This window comes from Stenotrophomonas veracruzanensis, from assembly GCF_032911525.1.
Taxonomy (GTDB): Bacteria; Pseudomonadota; Gammaproteobacteria; order Xanthomonadales; family Xanthomonadaceae; genus Stenotrophomonas; species Stenotrophomonas africana.
Genome location: NZ_JAWJTI010000004.1, coordinates 142,858 through 160,240, shown reverse-complemented (window position 1 = coordinate 160,240; position 17,383 = coordinate 142,858). Strand labels below are relative to the sequence as shown.

Annotated in this window: 14 protein-coding genes and 1 pseudogene; 6 read left to right on the top strand and 9 right to left on the bottom strand. The window is 66.2% G+C overall.

Annotated features, from left to right (window positions below; translation table 11 throughout):
* Positions 1-85: 85 nt before the first annotated feature.
* The gene (locus tag R1H25_RS05615) at positions 86-1,396 is read right to left on the bottom strand and encodes a sorbosone dehydrogenase family protein (RefSeq protein ID WP_317222993.1); all 1,311 of its coding nucleotides are present in this window, start codon (positions 1,394-1,396) and stop codon (positions 86-88) included.
* The gene (locus R1H25_RS05610; RefSeq protein WP_317222992.1) at positions 1,389-1,829 is read right to left on the bottom strand and encodes a DUF2231 domain-containing protein; all 441 of its coding nucleotides are present in this window, start codon (positions 1,827-1,829) and stop codon (positions 1,389-1,391) included. Before R1H25_RS05610 ends, R1H25_RS05615 begins: the two co-directional genes overlap by 8 nt.
* A gap of 310 nt (positions 1,830-2,139) precedes the next feature.
* Here R1H25_RS05610 and R1H25_RS05605 point away from each other — a divergent pair, with 310 nt between their 5' ends.
* The gene (locus tag R1H25_RS05605; RefSeq protein ID WP_317222991.1) at positions 2,140-3,906 is read left to right on the top strand and encodes a S8 family serine peptidase; all 1,767 of its coding nucleotides are present in this window, start codon (positions 2,140-2,142) and stop codon (positions 3,904-3,906) included.
* Positions 3,906-4,484 carry a DNA breaking-rejoining protein gene (locus tag R1H25_RS05600; protein WP_099589003.1) on the top strand — a complete coding sequence of 193 codons (579 nt, stop codon included), beginning with the start codon at positions 3,906-3,908 and terminating at the stop codon, positions 4,482-4,484. The genes R1H25_RS05605 and R1H25_RS05600 overlap by 1 nt, the downstream gene beginning before the upstream one ends.
* A 104-nt stretch (positions 4,485-4,588) precedes the next feature.
* On the opposite strand, the gene R1H25_RS05595 is transcribed toward R1H25_RS05600, so the two are convergent.
* From R1H25_RS05595 to cyoA, 5 genes are read right to left on the bottom strand one after another with little or no spacing between them, the layout of a single operon-like run.
* Positions 4,589-5,269, bottom strand: coding sequence for an SCO family protein (locus R1H25_RS05595; RefSeq protein WP_317222990.1), 681 nt, complete (start codon positions 5,267-5,269; stop codon positions 4,589-4,591).
* An 11-nt stretch (positions 5,270-5,280) separates the two neighbouring features.
* The gene (gene cyoD / locus R1H25_RS05590) at positions 5,281-5,613 is read right to left on the bottom strand and encodes a cytochrome o ubiquinol oxidase subunit IV (RefSeq protein WP_005411473.1); all 333 of its coding nucleotides are present in this window, start codon (positions 5,611-5,613) and stop codon (positions 5,281-5,283) included.
* Between the two features lies 1 nt (position 5,614).
* Positions 5,615-6,250 carry a cytochrome o ubiquinol oxidase subunit III gene (gene cyoC, locus R1H25_RS05585; RefSeq protein ID WP_014648729.1) on the bottom strand — a complete coding sequence of 212 codons (636 nt, stop codon included), beginning with the start codon at positions 6,248-6,250 and terminating at the stop codon, positions 5,615-5,617.
* Entirely contained in the window at positions 6,247-8,223 is a 1,977-nt protein-coding gene (cyoB, locus tag R1H25_RS05580; protein ID WP_057501790.1) for a cytochrome o ubiquinol oxidase subunit I, read from the bottom strand. The genes cyoC and cyoB overlap by 4 nt, the downstream gene beginning before the upstream one ends.
* A 5-nt stretch (positions 8,224-8,228) precedes the next feature.
* Positions 8,229-9,134 (bottom strand): ubiquinol oxidase subunit II, encoded by a 906-nt coding sequence (gene cyoA, locus R1H25_RS05575; protein WP_049435746.1) that lies wholly within the window; start codon positions 9,132-9,134, stop codon positions 8,229-8,231.
* 183 nt (positions 9,135-9,317) lie between these two features.
* Here cyoA and R1H25_RS05570 point away from each other — a divergent pair, with 183 nt between their 5' ends.
* From R1H25_RS05570 to R1H25_RS05555, 4 genes are read left to right on the top strand one after another with little or no spacing between them, the layout of a single operon-like run.
* Entirely contained in the window at positions 9,318-10,733 is a 1,416-nt protein-coding gene (locus tag R1H25_RS05570) for a PLP-dependent aminotransferase family protein (protein ID WP_317222989.1), read from the top strand.
* 55 nt (positions 10,734-10,788) lie between these two features.
* A complete protein-coding gene (locus R1H25_RS05565; RefSeq protein WP_317222988.1) occupies positions 10,789-11,067 on the top strand; it encodes a hypothetical protein in 279 nt (92 codons plus the stop codon).
* Positions 11,067-11,666 carry a DUF6436 domain-containing protein gene (locus R1H25_RS05560; protein WP_317222987.1) on the top strand — a complete coding sequence of 200 codons (600 nt, stop codon included), beginning with the start codon at positions 11,067-11,069 and terminating at the stop codon, positions 11,664-11,666. The genes R1H25_RS05565 and R1H25_RS05560 overlap by 1 nt, the downstream gene beginning before the upstream one ends.
* A gap of 9 nt (positions 11,667-11,675) precedes the next feature.
* Complete coding sequence (locus R1H25_RS05555) at positions 11,676-13,190, top strand: PLP-dependent aminotransferase family protein (RefSeq protein WP_317222986.1); 1,515 nt, start codon at positions 11,676-11,678, stop codon at positions 13,188-13,190.
* A 237-nt stretch (positions 13,191-13,427) separates the two neighbouring features.
* Here R1H25_RS05555 and R1H25_RS05550 read toward each other — a convergent pair.
* A pseudogene (locus R1H25_RS05550) lies at positions 13,428-14,728 on the bottom strand (aminotransferase class V-fold PLP-dependent enzyme).
* Positions 14,728-17,130, bottom strand: a complete 2,403-nt coding sequence (locus R1H25_RS05545) for a TonB-dependent receptor (protein WP_317222985.1) — start codon at positions 17,128-17,130, stop codon at positions 14,728-14,730. The pseudogene R1H25_RS05550 and the gene R1H25_RS05545 overlap by 1 nt, the downstream one beginning before the upstream one ends.
* Between the last annotated feature and the right edge of the window lie 253 nt (positions 17,131-17,383).

Genomic DNA, 17,383 nt, shown 5'->3' with positions numbered 1-17,383 from the left:
AGCCCATGCTCGGCTGCCATTCGTTCGGTGCACGGAAATCCCCGCGCTGCGCGCGTAAGCCGAGCATGGGCTCGGCTCTACAGAATTACTTGGCTGAGACCCGCCACACCACGTCGCCCACGTCGTCGGCCACCAGTAATGCACCCTCGGCATCCATCGCCATGCCCACCGGTGCGCCCATCAGGGTCTTCTCGTCCTTCGAGGCGAAGCCGCTGACCACGGTCTGCGGCCGCCCGGTCGGCTTGCCGTCCTTGAACGGTACATAGACCACTTCGTAGCCACTCAGCGGCGAGCGGTCCCAGCTGCCGTGTTCGCCGATGAAGGCACCACCGTGGTACTGCGCCGGCAGCGCCTGGCCGGTGTAGAACAGCAGGCCCAGCGGTGCCACGTGCGAGCCGATGGCGTAGTCCGGTACGATCGCCTTGGCCACCAGGTCCGGCCGCTGCGGCTGCACGCGTTCGTCCACGTGCTGGCCGTAGTAGCTGTAGGGCCAGCCGTAGAAGCCATCTTCCTTCACCGAGGTGAGGTAATCCGGCACCAGGTCGGCACCGATCTCGTCGCGTTCGTTCGCCACCGCCCACAACGTGCCGGTGCTCGGCTCCCAGTCCAGGCCGGTCGGGTTGCGGATGCCCGACGCAAAGATACGGCTGCCACGGGTGGCCACGTCCACCTCCAGCACGACCGCACGGCGGTATTCAACGGCCAAACCATTTTCGGTGATGTTGCTGTTGGAGCCGACGCCCACGTACAGCTTGCTGCCATCGCGGCTGGCCAGCAGTTCCTTGGTCCAGTGGTGGTTGACGGTGCTGGGCAGGTCGGTGAACTCGCGGCCCTTGTCGGACATGCGGGTTTCGCCGGGCACGTAGTGGTACTGCATGATGTTGCCGGTGTTGGCCACGTACAGCGTGTCACCGATCAGCTGGATGCCGAACGGCGAATGCAGGCCTTCAATGTAGACGTGCTGGGTCCAGGTGTTCGTTCCCGGCGTGCGGCGCAGCAGGGTGACCCGGTTGCCGCCCTTGCCGGCCTTGCCCGAGCGCGCCTTCACCTTGCCGGCGATCCACTGCTTGGGCGTGGTGACCGGTTCTTCGCCGGGGCCATTGCCCTCCACCACCAGCACATCGCCGTTGGGCAGCGTCAGCAGCCGCCGCGGATGCTGCAGGTTGGCGGCGATGCGCTCGATCTTCAGGCCTTCGGCCACCGTGGGGGCCTGGCCGTCGGCCCAGCCCACGCCCTTGGGCACCTGCATCGGCGGCATCAGGAAGTTGGCCGGCTTGGGCAGTGGCGGCTGCGGCCCCGACTGGTCGGCCGGGTGGTATTCGGCCTTGCCCGCGCAGGCCGACAGGGTGACGGCCAGTGCCAGCGCGGCCACGGTGGGCAGGATGTGCTTAGCCATGACGACCTCCCTGCAGCACCGGCGGCTGCAGTGACAGCAGGATCAGGCCCAGGGCGATCAGGGCCACGGTCAGCGCCGACAGGATCGTGCCCGGCACAGCAACGGCATACGCATCGCGGCTGTGCACGAAGGCGTTCCAGATGGCCAGCACCACGGCGACCAGATTGAGGAAGAAGTCGATGCGGTCGATGCGGGTGGCCGTGCCGTTGCGGCGCCAGACCGCGAACAGGTTGATCAGGCGCGGCACGATGGCGATCAGCAGGCCGAAGGTGATCAGCCAGGCGGCGGCCTTGCCCCACATCACCTCGGCGCTGTTGAGATAGATCGCGTCGAAGGTCAGGGCACCGACGAAGAAGCCGAAGGGTATCGGGTTCAACAGGCTGAACAGCGTGGTGCCGAGGCCGCGATGGGCCTGGGCCAGAGGGTTGACCATCATCGTGCTCCGATACGGAAGGGTGCACAGGCTGTAGTAGCACAGTGCGATGTGAGGGCGCGCGATGATGCTGGGTAGATTCGCGCCATGCGTGGATACGCGTGCCAACCAAGGTTGGCACCTACCAGATGCGGGCCGCTGCAGCCGTCATTACCCCACGGCATAAGCGTTTGTGACGCAATTGGCACATCTGCAGATTGCTTGTGTGAAGAGGTAGGGAGTTCTTCGTTGTGTCGCGTTTGGCTCGTTGCGATGGGGCAGTTCCGCCCCGCCGTCCTGCCATGCCGATTCACAACAGAAGGATTCGTGTATGAAGCGACACACGCAACGCAACGCGCCACCGCGCTCCGCGCGCCTGGCCCTCGCCACTGCGCTGGTACTGGGCAGCCTGGCCGTCACCGCCCAGGCCCAACAGGCCGATCCGCTGGCGGGCATCCAGTGGCACCTGCTCAACACCGGGCAGACGGTCCCGGCTGACACACTGCCGGTGGCCGGCAACGACCTGAACGTGGATGGTCTGTTCCGCAATGGCATCCGTGGCCAGGGCGTCACCATCGCCATCGTCGATGATGGCCTGCAGATCGCCCATCCGGACCTGGCGGCCAACGTGGCCGCTGTAGCCGGCAAGAACTTCACCAACGGCTCGAACAACCCCACCCCGACCAACCCGGATGTCGACAACCACGGCACCATGGTCGGTGGCATCGCCGGCGCGGTGGGTGCCAACAACCTGGGCGTGCGCGGTGTGGCCCCGGCGGCAACGCTGAAAGGCTTCAACCCGATTTCGCGCTCAGCCCTGGGCAACCAGCAGAGCAACATCGAGTACGCCTGGTGGGACGGCGCGGAGTCGGCCGACGTGCAGGTGTTCAACAACAGCTGGGGCGCCGGCCCGGGCAATCCGAACCTGCCGCTGGCGTACAGCGAAAACACGATTCGTTCGTACGAGCAGGCACTGTCGGGCACGCGTGGTGGCCGCGGCGGCATCTACGTGAAGTCGGCCGGCAACAACTTCAACAATGCCTCGATCAGCCAGACCCAGGATGTCTGCACCACCGACACCAAGAACCGCAACACCGGCTGCGTCCCCGCCGGACGCGATCCGCGCAACAACCTGTTCAACGTGATCACCGTAGGCGCGGTGCGCGCCGATGGCGTGCGCTCGTCGTACTCCTCCACCGGCTCGGCCCTGTGGGTGTCGGCCTTTGGCGGCGAGTACGGCCTGCAGGCACAGTACGCCCCCGGCCTGGTGGCGCGCGCCTACGACCCGGCCATCGTCACCACCGACGTGACCGGGTGCGCGCAGGGCAGCAACAAGAACACCAACCGCCAGAACACCTTGGACAGCAACCTGTCGGCCATCGACAGCACCTGCAACTACACCGCCAAGATGAACGGCACCTCGGCGTCAGCGCCGATGGTCTCGGGCGTGGCGGCACTGGTGCTGGAAGCCAATCCGAACCTGTCCTATCGCGATGTGAAGTACATCCTGGCCACCACCGCCACCCGCAACCACCCGAACCAGCCGGCGGTGACGCTGGCCGATGGGCGCACGCTGGTGCCAGGCTGGACGGTGAATGCGGCCAACCGCGCCTACAGCAACTGGTACGGCTTCGGTGTGGTCAACGCTGCGCGTGCAGTGCAGGTCGCCGAGAACTTCCAGTCGCTGGGACCGCTGGTCGACAGCGGCTGGCGCAACACCACGCGCACCGTGGCCATCGGCAACACCTCGGCCGCCGCCGCACGCCTGACCTTCCAGTTGGCCAATGGCGCGCGCAACATCGAAAGCGTGCAGCTGGGCTTCCGGGTCAACCACCGCAACACGCGCCAGCTGCAGTTCGTGCTGGTGTCGCCCAGCGGCACCCGCAGCGTGGTGCAACCGGCGTTCACCGCGATCGGTTCGGGCACGGGCGGCGCGCAGAGCAACTTCACCAGTTGGGACCTGCTGTCCAGCAATGCCTTCCTGGATGAGAATGCCAGCGGCACCTGGACGCTGGAAGTGACCGACATGGGGCAGGCCGCGACCGCTGCATCGCGTGGCAACCTCGAATTCTTCAAGATCCGCGTTCTGGGGCACTGATGATGAAGACCACCATTCTGTTGAGCACGCTCGCCTTCGCGGCGATGACCTCCCCTGCCTGGGCACAGAGCTCGGGGCAGACCCCTCCAGCCAGGACCCTGTCGACCGTGGATGCGCAGGAACTGAAGGCGTCCGCCACCGGCCGCTCGTTCGATGTGGGCGGCACGCGCTTCCAGCTGTCTCCCTCGACCACCGTGAAGCAGGCCAGTGGCGGTCAGTTCACCATCACCCCGCAGGCGGCAGCGACCACCAGCTCGCGTACCAAGCGTTCGCTGGATGGCGCAGCGGCCGCGCCTGCTGATGCCGGTGCCGGCAAGTTCGCGGCGGCGGTCTCCCGTGACGGAGCGCCGGTGGTGGCGACCTCCCGGGTCAAGGTGTTCTTCACAGATGCAGCATCGGCCCAGCGTGCGGCTACCGCCACCGGCGGCACCGTGGTGAAGGTGTCGAAGGCTTCGGGCCAGGCCATCGTGGAGTACCCGTCAGTGAACGCGGCGCTGGATGCGACCACCAAGCTGCTGTCCACCGCCGGTATCCGCGCCACCGAGCCGGACGTGGTGCAGTGGGAAGAGACCAAGTAAGGCGTTGAGTGGTGCCCCGGCCGGTTGGCTCTCCTGGCCGGCCGGGGATGGGTGCGTGGGGGTATGCCGACCAACGGTCGGCACCCACCGCGGTGGAGGTGACGTCAGCGCGCGGCGAGTGTGTCGCTGTGCTTGAGGCTGCAGCTGGCCAGCGCGTCATTGCCTGCGGCCGGGTGGGCCGGCTCCAGCAGCAGTCGCTGCACGTCCGAGAACAGCTTTTCCACCGGCGTGCCGTACGGCGCGAACAGGCGCAGGCGGCCCTGGCGGTCGAACACGTAGCCACCGGCGATGTGACTCATCGTGTAGGTATCCGGTACCTGGCCGGGCTCCTTCTCGTAGAACGCCTTGAAGTCGCTGGCCATCGCCGCCAGCTGCGCTTCGTTGCCGACCAGCGCGATCGCCTTGGGGTCGAACGCTTCCACATAGGTGCGGGCGACTTCGGGCGTGTCGCGTGCGGGATCGACGCTGACGAACACCACCTGCAGCTGGTCGGCATCCTTGCCCATCAGGTGCTTCACCTGGCTCAGCTCGACCATCGTGGTCGGGCACACGTCCGGGCAGCTGGTGAAACCAAAGAACAGATAGGTCACCTGCCCCTGCAGGTCCTTCGGGCCACGCACGGTGCCGTGGCTGTCGGGCATCGACCACTGCTGGCCAAGTTCTTCGCAGGCGATGTCCTTGGAGTAGAAGTCCATGCGCGACTGCGCGCTGCAGCCGACCAGCAGGCCGAGCAGCAGGCCTACGGCCAGCCGCAGGCCGCGATGGGGGAACGCAATGCCTTTCACGGTTCGCAGGCTCAGTTGATCATCATGTGGTAGTGCATGCTCCAGATGATCCACACCGACAACGCGACGATGATGAACAGGATCACCAGGGTGAACACGAAGCTGGCCAGGTTCCAGCCACCTTCGGACTTGCGGTCCATGTGCAGGAAATAGACCAGCTGCACCAGGATCTGCGCCACTGCGAAGCCGACCAGCAGGAACAGCGTGAGCGGCCGCGACAGCACCGGGTTCATCACCAGTGCGAACGGCACCACGGTCAGCAGCGCGCACAGCACGAAGCCGATCAGGTAGGACTTGGTGGAGCCGTGCGCATTGCCGGCGCGCGAAGTTTCGACGTGGGCCATGTCAGAAGGCTCCGATCAGGTAGACGAAGGTGAAGACGCAGATCCACACCAGGTCCAGGAAGTGCCAGAACAGGCTCAGGCACGACACGCGGGTGATGTTGGTCGGGGTCAGGCCACGGCGGTAGACCTGATGCATGACCACGGCCATCCAGATCAGGCCGCTGGCCACGTGCAGGCCGTGGGTGGCGACCAGCGCGAAGAACGCCGACAGGTAGGCACTGGTGCTGGGGCCTGCGCCTTCGTGGATCAGGTGCGAGAACTCGTAGATCTCCATGCCGATGAACGAGGCACCGAGCACGAAGGTCACGCCCAGCCAGCGCAGCACCGCCGAGGCATCGTGGCGATGCATCGCCAGTACGGCCTGGCCGTAGGTGATGCTGGAGACCAGCAGCAGGAAGGTCTCGGCCATCACGAACGGCAGCGAGAACAGGTCCTTGCCGGTGGGGCCACCGGCGTAGGCGGTGCTGAGTACCGCGTACGAGGCGAACAGCGAACCGAACAGCACCAGGTCGGACATGAGGTAGACCCACATGCCGAAGACCTTCATGCCGCCCTGCTCGTGGCCATGGTCGTGTTCGTGGTGGTCCTCGTGCGCCTGCGTGTCGCTGGCCAGCTCGGGGCGGGTCAACAGGTTCATGCGCTTACCTCCTTCAGCTTGGCAAGGTTGGCCGCTTCGGTGCGCGCCACCTCTTCGGAACTGACGTAGTAGTCCACGTCCTCGTCGTAGGAACGCACGATCAGGGTCACGATCATCGCGATGAAGCTGGCTGCGGCCATCCACCAGATGTGCCAGACCAGGGCGAAGCACAGCACCAGGATCCAGATGTTGAGGATCAGCGGCACGCCGGTGTTCTTCGGCATGTGGATCGGTGCGTACTTCTTCGGCGGCGGCGGCAGGCCGCGCTTCTTCGCTTCGTGGAAGGCGTCCAGCTCATCGGCCTTGGGCACCACGGCGAAGTTGTAGAACGGCGGCGGCGACGGCGTGGCCCATTCCAGCGTACGTGCGTTCCACGGGTCGCCGGTCAGGTCCAGATTGCGCTTGCGGTCACGCACGCTTACGTAGATCTGCACCAGCATCAGGATGATGCCCGCGAACACGAACAGTGCACCGATGAAGGCAGCGATCAGGTACGGCGTCCACGCCGGGTTGTCGTACTGGTTCATGCGGCGGGTCATGCCCATGAAGCCGAGCATGTACAGCGGCATGAAGGCCAGGTAGAAGCCGATCACCCAGCAGGCGAACGACCACTTGCCCAGGCGCTCGTTGAGGGTGAAGCCGAACACCTTCGGGAACCAGTAGGCGAAGCCGGCCAGGTAGCCGAACAGCGCTCCGCCGATGATGGTGTTGTGGAAGTGCGCGACCAGGAACAGGCTGTTGTGCAGCAGGAAGTCCGCGCCCGGGATGGCCAGCAGCACGCCGGTCATGCCACCGATGGTGAAGGTGACCAGGAAGGCGATGGTCCACAGCATCGGTACGCTGAACTCGACGCGGCCGCCGTACATGGTGAACAGCCAGGTAAAGATCTTCACGCCGGTGGGAATGGCGATGATCATCGTCATGATGCCGAAGAAGGCATTGACGCTGGCGCCGGAACCCATGGTGAAGAAGTGGTGCAGCCAGACGATGAACGACAGGATGCCGATCGCCAGCGTGGCGCCCACCATCGACTTGTAGCCGAACAGCTTCTTGCGCGCGAACGTGGCGGTCACTTCAGAGAAGATGCCGAACGCCGGCAGCACCAGGATGTACACCTCCGGATGGCCCCAGGCCCACACCAGGTTCACGTACATCATCGGGTTGCCACCCAATGTGTTGGTGTAGAAGTTGAAGTCCAGGTAGCGGTCCAGGGTGAGCGCACCCAGTGCCACGGTCAGGATCGGGAAGGCGGCGATGATGATCACGCTGGTGACCAGCACGGTCCAGGTGAACACCGGCATCTTCATCAGGGTCATGCCCGGCGCACGCATGCGCAGGATGGTGATGAACAGGTTGACGCCGGTCAGCAATGTGCCGATGCCCGAAGCCTGCAATGCCCAGATGTAGTAATCGACACCCACGCCTGGACTGAACTCGATGCCCGACAGCGGCGGATAGGCGACCCAACCGGTCATGGCGAATTCGCCAACGCCCAGCGAGATCATCATCAGCGCGGCGCCGACCACGAAGATCCAGAAGCTGAAGGCGTTGAGGAACGGGAACGCCATGTCGCGCGCGCCGATCTGCAGCGGCACGATGATGTTCATCAGGCCGACCACGAACGGGGTGGCCACGAAGAAGATCATGATCACGCCGTGTGCGGTGAAGATCTGGTCGTAGTGCTCCGGTGGCAGGAAGCCATCACTGCCCGGCCCGGCTGCCGCCAGCTGCGCGCGCATCATCAGCGCATCGGCAAAGCCACGCACCAGCATGACCAGCGCCACCACCACGTACATGATGCCGATCTTCTTGTGGTCCACGGTGGTGAACCAGTCACGCCACAGCGGGCCCCACAACTTGAAATACGTCACCGCGCCCAGCAGCGCGAGGCCGCCCAGCACCATGGCCGCCAATGTGACCACGACGATCGGCTCGTGCAGTGGCACGGCCTCCCACGTCAATTTACCCAACATGTTCGTTACTCCTGGGAAACCTGGGCACCGCCGGCAGCGCCCGCCGGGGTAGCAGCAGCGGTGTTCTCACCGACGCCGATGAACTGGTCGATGACCTTCTTGAACAGCAGCGGTTCAACACTGGAGAAGTGCTGCACCGGTGCGTTCTTCGACGGTGCGGCCAGCGCCTTGAACTGCGTGAAGCTGAGCGCGTCGGGCGCGCTGCGCACCTCGGCCACCCAGCGCTCGAAGTCTTCGTTGCTGCTGGCAGTGGCGATGAACTTCATGTTCGAGAAGCCATGCCCGCTGTAGTTGCCGGACATGCCGCGGAACTGGCCGGGCTCGTTGGCGATCAGGTGCAGCTGCGTGCGCATGCCGGCCATCGCGTAGATCTGCCCACCCAGCTGCGGGATGAAGAAGGTATTCATCGTCGAGTTGGAGGTGATGTTGAACGCCAGCGGGCGGTTGGCCGGGAAGTTGAGCTGGTTGACCGTGGCGATGCCCAGGTCCGGGTACACGAACACCCATTTCCAGTCGGTGGCGATCACGTCCACGTGCAGCGGCTCACCGGCCACGTCCAGCGGCTTGTACGGGTCCAGCTCGTGGGTCGACTTCCACACGATCACCGCCAGCACCGCGATGATGATCAGCGGCACGCCCCAGACCACGATCTCCACCTTGGTGGAGTGCGACCAGTCAGGCATGTATTTGGCTTTGGTGTTGCCGGCGCGGTAGCGCCACGCGAACACGAAGGTCAGCACGATGGCCGGTATCACCACGATCAGCATCAGGCCGATGCAGATCAGGATCAGGTCGCGCTGGGCGAGCCCGACCATGCCCTTCGAATCCAGCAGCACCCAGTCACAGCCCGACAGGCCGACGCAGGCCAGGGCGACCAGCGCCAGGCGGATGCGGTTCCAGCAGATATTCATTGGAGGTCAACCCTGTTGAAGAAGCGCGCTTGACCGGCTCGCCTGCGCGCAGCGCCCGGGCGTGGAGCGGCTACACTGTGGGTACGAGGTCGCCTACAAGAGGGCGAACCACTCCAATCAAGCCCATACAAGATACATCATTGTATGGACTTGTGCACCTGCACGTATGGAAAAACCTGACCGATGACGCCACCTGCCGCCGGCCGCCGCCTGAAACACCCCAATCGCACCTGGGTTCGCCCTTTCCGCGAGGGCGCCGGCCCGCTGTACCTGCAGATTGCCCAGCAGGTGCGCGAGGCGGTGGATGACGGCGTGCTGCGCCCGGGCGACCGCCTGCCGCCGCAGCGCGACCTGGCCCAGCAGGTGGGCGTGGACCTGACCACGGTCACCCGTGCCTTTGCCGAGCTGCGCCAGGCCGGCCTGCTCGATGCGCAGGGCGCCGGCGGCACCTTCATTGCGCTGTCGGCCGGCAACCGCAGCACCTCGGTGGACCTGAGCATGAACATCCCGCCGCTGCTGGGCAGCGCGCCGTTCGCACAGGGCATGGAGGCCGGTTTCCAGCACGTGGGCCAGCAGCTGGGCCAGGGCGAACTGATGAGCTACCACGTCGGCGCCGGCACCCGCGAGGACCGCGCCGCCGCTGTGCAGTGGCTGTCACCGATGCTGGGGACGGTCGGTGCCGACCAGGTGGTGATCTGCCCCGGTGCGCAGACCGCACTGTGCGCGCTGATCCTGGCCCGCACCCAGCCGGGCGAGCTGATCGCCGCCGAGCAGCTGACCTACCCGGGCCTGCTGGCCGCCGCGCGCGTGCTGCAGCGGGGCGTGGTGCCAGTGGCGATGGACGCCGAAGGCATGCTCCCCGACGCACTGGAGGAGGCCTGCCAGCTGCGCCGCCCGCGCCTGCTGTACCTGGTGCCGACCATCCAGAACCCGACCACGGCGACGATGTCGGCACAACGGCGGCAGGCCCTGCTGGCGGTCGCGAAGCGCCACGATCTGACCGTGATCGAAGACGATCCCTACTGGTTGCTGGCCGGAGACGCCGCACCGCCGCTGGCCGCCCAGCGCGGTGCCGGCTGCCCGGTCTATTACATCTCCACCCTGTCCAAGTGTCTGGCACCGGGCCTGCGCACCGCCTACCTGGTGGTGCCGGCCGGCGAACCGATGGAACCGGTGCTGGACGCCCTGCGTGCGATCGCGTTGATGCCGACCCAGTCGATGGTGGCAGTGGCCTCGCAGTGGATCCGCAACGGCCAGGCCGAGGACATGGTGCGGCGCTTCCAGCAGGAGCTGCGCGAGCGCCAGGCGATTGCCGCGCAGTACCTGCCGTCCCGCGCGCGGGCGCATCCGGCCGGCCTGCACGTATGGCTGCCGCTCCCGCCACGGCTGGACCAGTACCGGCTGATCCAGGCCGCGCAGGAACAGGGGCTGGGCATCGCCAGCTCGGACGCCTTCAGCGTGGAAGAACCGCCGCCGGGCAACGCCATCCGCCTGTCGCTGGGCGGCGCGGTGGACCAGAGCGCGCTGGCCGGGGCGCTGGCCAAGCTGAACGAGATCCTGTCTGAAGCCCCCGAGGCCAGGCATAACGCCATCGTCTGAACCGGGCGCATGGCGCCACATCCATACAAGATGATATTTTGTATGTAACGTATGGATGAAGGGACGTGCATCGATGCGCGCCGAGAAACTGAAGTTCCACCTGGTGATGGCCGGCTGTGGTGGCTTTGTGGTGTTGATGCTGGCCGCGCTGGCCTGGGTCTGCCTGCAGCCGCAGACCGTGGATGTGCAGGCCGCCGAACGCCACGCCATCGAGCAATGCATGCAGCGCAGCGAGGATCCGTCGCGTAGCGAGATCCAGCGCCGCGCGCAGGCTGATTCCTGCCGCGAGATGCGCAAGCAGTACGTGCACAAGTTCGGCGGGGACGCGTCCTGATGGGCGCAACCGCGCCGCGTCGCCGCTGGCTGCTGTCGACGATGATCGCCCTCGCCTGCCTGTTCATGGCCGGCGTCGCGGCTGCGCTGTGGCAGTACTTCGGCTACAGCGCGCAGTCCACGTTCACCGAACAGGCCATCGTCTTCGACGACTCGCAGCTGCGCTTGCCGGCCAATCTGGCCGGAGATACCGGCCGCATCCGCGTGGTGCACTTCTGGGACCCGGCCTGTGCGGTCTGCAACCGCGAGACCGGCGCGCACCTGAGCTACCTGATCAGCATGTACCGCCGCGCCGGCATCGACTTCTACGCGATCCGCCGCCCCGGTACCCAGGGCGAACTGCCCGAGCCGCTGCGCAACAAGGTGATCAACCTGCCGACCATCGACGGCATCGAGCACATTCCGGCCAGCCCTGCCGTGGCGATCTGGGACCGGCAGGGCCACCTGGCCTATGCCGGCCCTTACAGCATCGGCATGGTCTGCAACTCGGCCAACAGCTTCGTCGAACCACTGCTGGACAAACTGGTGCGCGGCGAAACCGTGCGCCCGAAAGGACTGCTTGCCGTGGGCTGCTACTGCCCCTGGCAGGCCAAGCGCTGAGGACGCGCAATGACATCACCGACGCGGGCCGGTGCGGCCGCCGCAAACAACAACGGCGGTCACCTGTCCGAACCGACCGATGGTTATGGACAGGCTCCCGCCGTTGGAAGCAACGATACGCCCCGACATGCTCCGTACATGCCGCGACCGGATGTCGCAGCCCGCGAGTGGGTGCAGGACGTACTCGCACATAGCGGCCCGATCTACCTGCGCATCGTCAACTCGCTGGAACGCACAGTGCGCCGCGGTGGCCTCGCACCGGGACAGCGCCTACCTTCGCAGCGCGCGTTGGCGCAGCAGCTCGGTATCGACCTGACCACGGTGACGCGGGCCTTCGATGAAGCGCGCAAGCGCGGCCTGATCGAGGCGCGCGGTCCGCAGGGCAGTTTCATCGCACCGCCCAAGGCTGGCTTCGACCAGGTGGTGGACCTGAGCATGAACGTACCGCCAGTGCCCGACGCCGATGCGCTGGCCGAGACGCTGCGTCGTGGTGCGGCCGCCGTACTCGCACGCAGCAACGCACCGAACCTGATGACCTATCACCTGGGCGGCGGCAACCCCACCGACCGCCACGCAGCGGCGCGCTGGCTGCAGCCGATGCTGGGAAAGGTGGACGATGCCTGCCTTCTGCTGACCGAAGGTGCACAGGTGGCGCTGGCGTCGATCCTGGTCAGCCAGGGACGCGACGACGACGCGATCCTGTGCGATGCGCTGGTCTATCCGGGCCTGCTGCAGGCGGCCGCCGCACTGGGGCGGCGCTTGCTGCCGGTGGACAGCGACGAGCACGGCATGTGCCCCGAGGCGCTGGCGCGGTTGGCACGCGAAAGCGGTGCGCGGCTGATCTATCTCAATCCCACCTGCCAGAATCCGACCGCACTGACCCTGCCGCTGCAACGGCGCGAAGCGCTGGCGCGCGTGCTGGAAAGCGAAGGCCTGCTGGCAATCGAGGACGATCCTTACTGGCACCTCGCCGAAGAGGCACCGACACCGCTGGCAACGCTGGCACCGCGTCATGTGTTCTACGTGGCGACACTGTCGAAGGTGATCAGCCCCGGCCTGCGCACCGCCTTCGTGCGTTGCCCGAGCGCGGCGCATGCCGAGGCGATGACGGCCGCACTGCGAGCAACGCGGTTGATGGGCCATCCGCTGGTATCGGCGTTGGCCAGCCAGCTGCTGCTGGATGGCTCGGCGCAATCACTATTGGTCCAGGTACGCACCGAGGCACGCGAACGCATGCGCATGGCGCGTTACCTGCTGGCACCGTCGCTGCTGCAGCGCGCGGAAGGGCTGCATGCCTGGTGCCGGGTGCCAGCGCCATGGACCGACGCCACCCTGGTGCGTACCGCGCAACTGCAGGGGCTGGCCATCGCACCGTCATCGGCGTTCTGCCCGCCCGGGGTGCAGCATCAGAACGGCGTGCGGCTGTCGTTGGGGCTGGCGGCGGATCGCGGGCAGCTGGAGAGCGCGTTGCGGCGGATTGATCGGTTGTTGTTGTCGGACGCGTTGCCGGCGATCGAGCGGTAGGCGTGGAATGGGATGTGCCGACCCACGGTCGGCACCCACCTGATCGGTAGTGCCGGCCGCTGGCCGGCGGAAGATTCTCCGGCACGGTTGGAATGTGCCAACCAAGGTTGGCACCCACCAGATCGGAGGTAGATCGTGGATGGGATGTGCCGACCCACGGTCGGCACCCACCGGGGCGGAAAATTTCCCGGTGCGGTTGGAATGTGCCAACCAAGGTTGGCACCTACCAAAGCAGGGTCAGGCCAGGGCAGAGAGCGCCTGCACCAGCGCATCCATCTGCTCCGGCCGGGTGAACACCGACGGTGTCACCCGCACGCAGGCGCCGGAGTCCAACCCGTCGCGATGGGTGGTGAACACGCCATGCTCATCCAGCAGGCGCTTCTGCAGCGTGAGGTTGTCAGCCACGCTGGTGCGCCCGCGCAGGCGGAAGCTGGCCAATGCGCTGGCCAGCGCCGGTTCGGGCGAAGACAGCACTTCGATGTGCGCCATCTGCCGTGCCGGCAGCGTCCAGCGCTCGCGCAGGTAGCGCAGGCGCGCCTGCTTGTTGGCCGCGCCGATGCGCTGGTGCAGGGCAATCGCCTCCGGTAGTGCCAGGTAAGCGGCGAAGTTGACCGTGCCGGTGTGCACGCGGCTGCCCACGCGGCCGTCGTCGGTCTCGCCCATATAGGGGTCCAGGTCCGCAACGCGGCCCCTGCGAACGTACATCGCGCCGACGCCGACCGGCGCACCGATCCACTTGTGCAGATTGATGCCAACGAAATCAGCCTTGAGCTGTGGCACCGCGTAGTCGATCTGGCCAAACCCATGAGCCGCATCAACGATCACATCAATGCCGCGCGCACGCGCACGCTCGGCGATCTCCGCCACCGGCAGCACCAGACATGACGATGACTGACCTGGGTCAGCAGCACCAGCTTCAGGCGCGGCAACCGCGCGAATGCGGTCTCGTAGGCCTGCAGGATCTGCGCATGATCCGGCATGGCCGGCAGGGCGATGCGTTCGACCTGCACGCCGCGACGCTGCTGCAGCCAGCGCATCGCGCCGATCATGCTGTCGTAGTCGATGTCGGCATACAGCACCTGGTCGCCGGGCTGCAGGCGGTTGTAGCCGCCAATCAGCGCCAGCATCGCCTCGGTGGCACCACGGGTCAGTGCGATTTCATCAACGTCCACACCCAGCAGCTCGGCCACCTGCCGCTGCACCGCCATGTACTGCGCCGGGAACTCACGACGGCCGTACCAGGCGTTGCCACGGTTCACTTCAGCGGTGTGGCGCTGGTAGCTGGCCAGCGTCTCACGGCCCATCGCACCCCAGTAGCCGTTTTCCAGGTGGTTCACTTCATCGGTGATGTCGAAGTGGCTGGCCACAGCGGCCCAGTAGCCTTCATCGCGGGCCAGCACGTCCGGCGCCACGGTCGTTGCGGGAATCTGCATGGGCGCAGCGTAGCGCGTGGCAGCCGTGGCCGGCAGTGAAGACAGGGCGGCGGCGGCCGGCAGCAGGGTGCCGGCACGCAACAGGGAGCGGCGCATGCGGTCCATCAGAAGCTCAGCCGGTACTGCGCGTACAGGTTGGCACCGTCGGTGTCATACGGCGCGTTGCGCGAGTAGACCAGGCCACGGCTGGCCTGGAAGACCGCCTCATCCGGATAGCGGTCGAGCACGTTGTCGGCGCCGACGCGCAGGCTATGGTGCTCGTTGATGCGATAGCCCACGGCGAGGTCGAGGAAGCTCATCGCGCCGAAGCGCTGGTAGATATCGCCCACCGCATTGCCGCTGGCGTCGGTCCAGGCACCGTAGTAGCGCATGCGCGCCATCAACGACCAGGCACCGATGTCCCAGCTGCCGGTGAGGCTGCCCTTGTGCTCGGGCAGGCGATCTTCGAACAACACGCGCTGGGTCTCATTGGTGGCCACCGAGGTGCTGCCGTTGTCCACTCGCGTACGGTTGTAGTTGTAGGCCAGGGTCAGCGTCATACGGCCGGCACCGAGATCGCGCAGGTAGTTGCCGACCACGTCCACGCCGGTGGTGGTGGTATCGAAGTCATTGGTGAAGTAGTTCACCGAGGTATAGCCCAGCGGATTGGGAGTACCAGCCGGAATGGCGAAACTGGCCGACTGGCTGAAGCGGTCGGAGAGCTTGATCTGGTAGACGTCCACCGAACCGGACAGGCCCAGGTCGGTGCGCCAGGTCAAGCCCAGCGACGCGGTACGCGATTCCTCCGGCTTCAGCGGCCTGGCGCCGAGCAGCTGCGCCAGCGGATCGTTCGGCGACAGACGACCACTGGTGAAGATCTGCAGCGTGCGCGTATCCAGGCCCTGGGTGGTGCTGGTGGTGTTGAGCTGCGCGGGTGTCGGCGCACGGAAGCCGGTGGACACCGTGCCACGCAGGGCCAGGTCCCGGGTGATCGCGAAGCGCGCCGAGAGCTTGCCGTCCAGCGTGCTGCCGAAACTGGAGAAGTCTTCATAGCGGCTGGCCGCACCGATACTCCAGCGCTCGCCCAGCGGCACTTCCATATCCACGTAGGCGGCCTTGCTGCGCTGGCTCCACTGCCCGGCCTGGCTGGCCGAGAAGCCCGGCGCGCCGTTGGAATTGGCCTCCAGGCCTGCCGCTGCGCCCGGGCCCACCGCGTACGAGGCCGGATCACCGGCACGCACCTGGTAGGTCTCCTGGCGGAACTCACCACCAAAGGCGACGTTGATCGGCTTGGACAGCCCAGCCACGTCCCACTCGTAGTTGAAGTCGGCGTTGGCGTTCTTCTCGGTCTGGGTCAGGCGGCCGAGATCGAATGCGGTGGGGCTGGCCGGGCCGAGCGAGGCGTTGATCGAGTTTTTCAGGCTGTAGTCGATCGCGTTGCGGCCGTACGAGGCGCTGACATCCCAGCGCAGCTTGGGCGTGATCTCGCCACGCAGGCCACCAACCAGCTGCAGGTCGTTCTGGACGTTGCCGTACTGCGGGCTGAAGCCCACTGGATAGATCGAGCGCAGGTTCCAGCCCGGGAAGATGCTGGTCGTACGGTACGCGCCGGTGGTGGTATCGGGGTTGCGCCAGTTGAAATCGCTGACGCCGTCGCTGTGGCTGTACAGGCCGAACGCATACAGCTCCAGCGTGTCGCTGGCGTTGGCCTTCACGTTGAAGCCGACGCGGCGGCTTTCAAGGTCCGGCTGGCCCCAGCGCTGTACCGGGTTGGGCACGTCCAGGTCCGGATGCGCGGCCTGGAACGCGATCGCATCCGGACGCTGGCGGGTGCGCGAGGTGGCATCGGAGTTCGACGATTCGGCGAACAGCACCAGGCTGCCATAATCACCCAGCGACCAGCCGGTGCGCGCACTGAAGTCGCGCGAGGCGCCATCGCCCTGTGCGTACTGCGAGTAGCCGGCAGTAATCTCGGTACCGGGGCCATCTTCGAGAATGATGTTGATGACACCGGCGATGGCGTCCGAACCGTACTGCGCCGAGGCACCATCGCGCAGCACTTCGATGCGCTTGATCGCACTGGTCGGAATCTGTGCCAGATCGGCCGCCTGTGCACCGCGGTTGCCAAGCAGCGCGCTGCGGTGGAAGCGGCGACCGTTGACCAGCACCAGGGTCTGGTCGGGCGACAGGCCGCGCAGGGTCGCCGGGCGCACGAACACCTGGCCGTCCGCCATCGGCAGGCGCTGCCCCACGAACGATGGCACCAGCTGCGCCAGCACGTCCTTCAGGTCAGTGGATTCAACGGACGTGATGTCTTCCTTGGTGAACACGTCCACCGGCGCCAGCGCTTCGAACTGGGTGCGGTTGGAGGCGCGGGTGCCGGTGACCAGCATCGCGTCGAGCTGGGTGGGCGCCGCACGGCTGCTGCCCGCGGCATCGACCGCATCAGCCTCCGCTGCGATCGCGCCTCCTGCGCTGGCCATGGAAAGGGCAAGGAGGATGGAACGCGAAAGCTTCGAACGATGCACGGCAGGGCTCCGGGAGGACGCGACAGGGCCAGCACCGATGCGGACACAACAGGCCTGGACAAGGCGCGCAGTCTCGGCGCGATGTGTGAAGGAGCCATGACGTCAATGCGACAGCTTGATGCGCGATCGCGAGTCGGGCGAAAGGCGTCCACGCATGGCGTGATGATGCGCCAACCAAGGTTGGCACCTACCAGAGCAGTAGATCGACGCAATGCATGGATGAGGACTACCAGCGCCCGGCGACCCTCATCAC

Bases quoted from the DNA above. Each gene is read 5' to 3' on its own strand.
- R1H25_RS05555 (WP_317222986.1), top strand. From the start codon at position 11,676: ATGACATCACCGACGCGGGCCGGTGCGGCCGCCGCAAACAACAACGGC.
- cyoD (WP_005411473.1), bottom strand. From the start codon at position 5,613: ATGGCCCACGTCGAAACTTCGCGCGCCGGCAATGCGCACGGCTCCACC.
- R1H25_RS05560 (WP_317222987.1), top strand. From the start codon at position 11,067: ATGGGCGCAACCGCGCCGCGTCGCCGCTGGCTGCTGTCGACGATGATC.
- R1H25_RS05600 (WP_099589003.1), top strand. From the start codon at position 3,906: ATGATGAAGACCACCATTCTGTTGAGCACGCTCGCCTTCGCGGCGATG.
- cyoB (WP_057501790.1), bottom strand. From the start codon at position 8,223: ATGTTGGGTAAATTGACGTGGGAGGCCGTGCCACTGCACGAGCCGATC.
- R1H25_RS05605 (WP_317222991.1), top strand. From the start codon at position 2,140: ATGAAGCGACACACGCAACGCAACGCGCCACCGCGCTCCGCGCGCCTG.
- cyoC (WP_014648729.1), bottom strand. From the start codon at position 6,250: ATGAACCTGTTGACCCGCCCCGAGCTGGCCAGCGACACGCAGGCGCAC.
- R1H25_RS05565 (WP_317222988.1), top strand. From the start codon at position 10,789: ATGAAGGGACGTGCATCGATGCGCGCCGAGAAACTGAAGTTCCACCTG.
- cyoA (WP_049435746.1), bottom strand. From the start codon at position 9,134: ATGAATATCTGCTGGAACCGCATCCGCCTGGCGCTGGTCGCCCTGGCC.
- R1H25_RS05570 (WP_317222989.1), top strand. From the start codon at position 9,318: ATGACGCCACCTGCCGCCGGCCGCCGCCTGAAACACCCCAATCGCACC.
- R1H25_RS05615 (WP_317222993.1), bottom strand. From the start codon at position 1,396: ATGGCTAAGCACATCCTGCCCACCGTGGCCGCGCTGGCACTGGCCGTC.
- R1H25_RS05610 (WP_317222992.1), bottom strand. From the start codon at position 1,829: ATGGTCAACCCTCTGGCCCAGGCCCATCGCGGCCTCGGCACCACGCTG.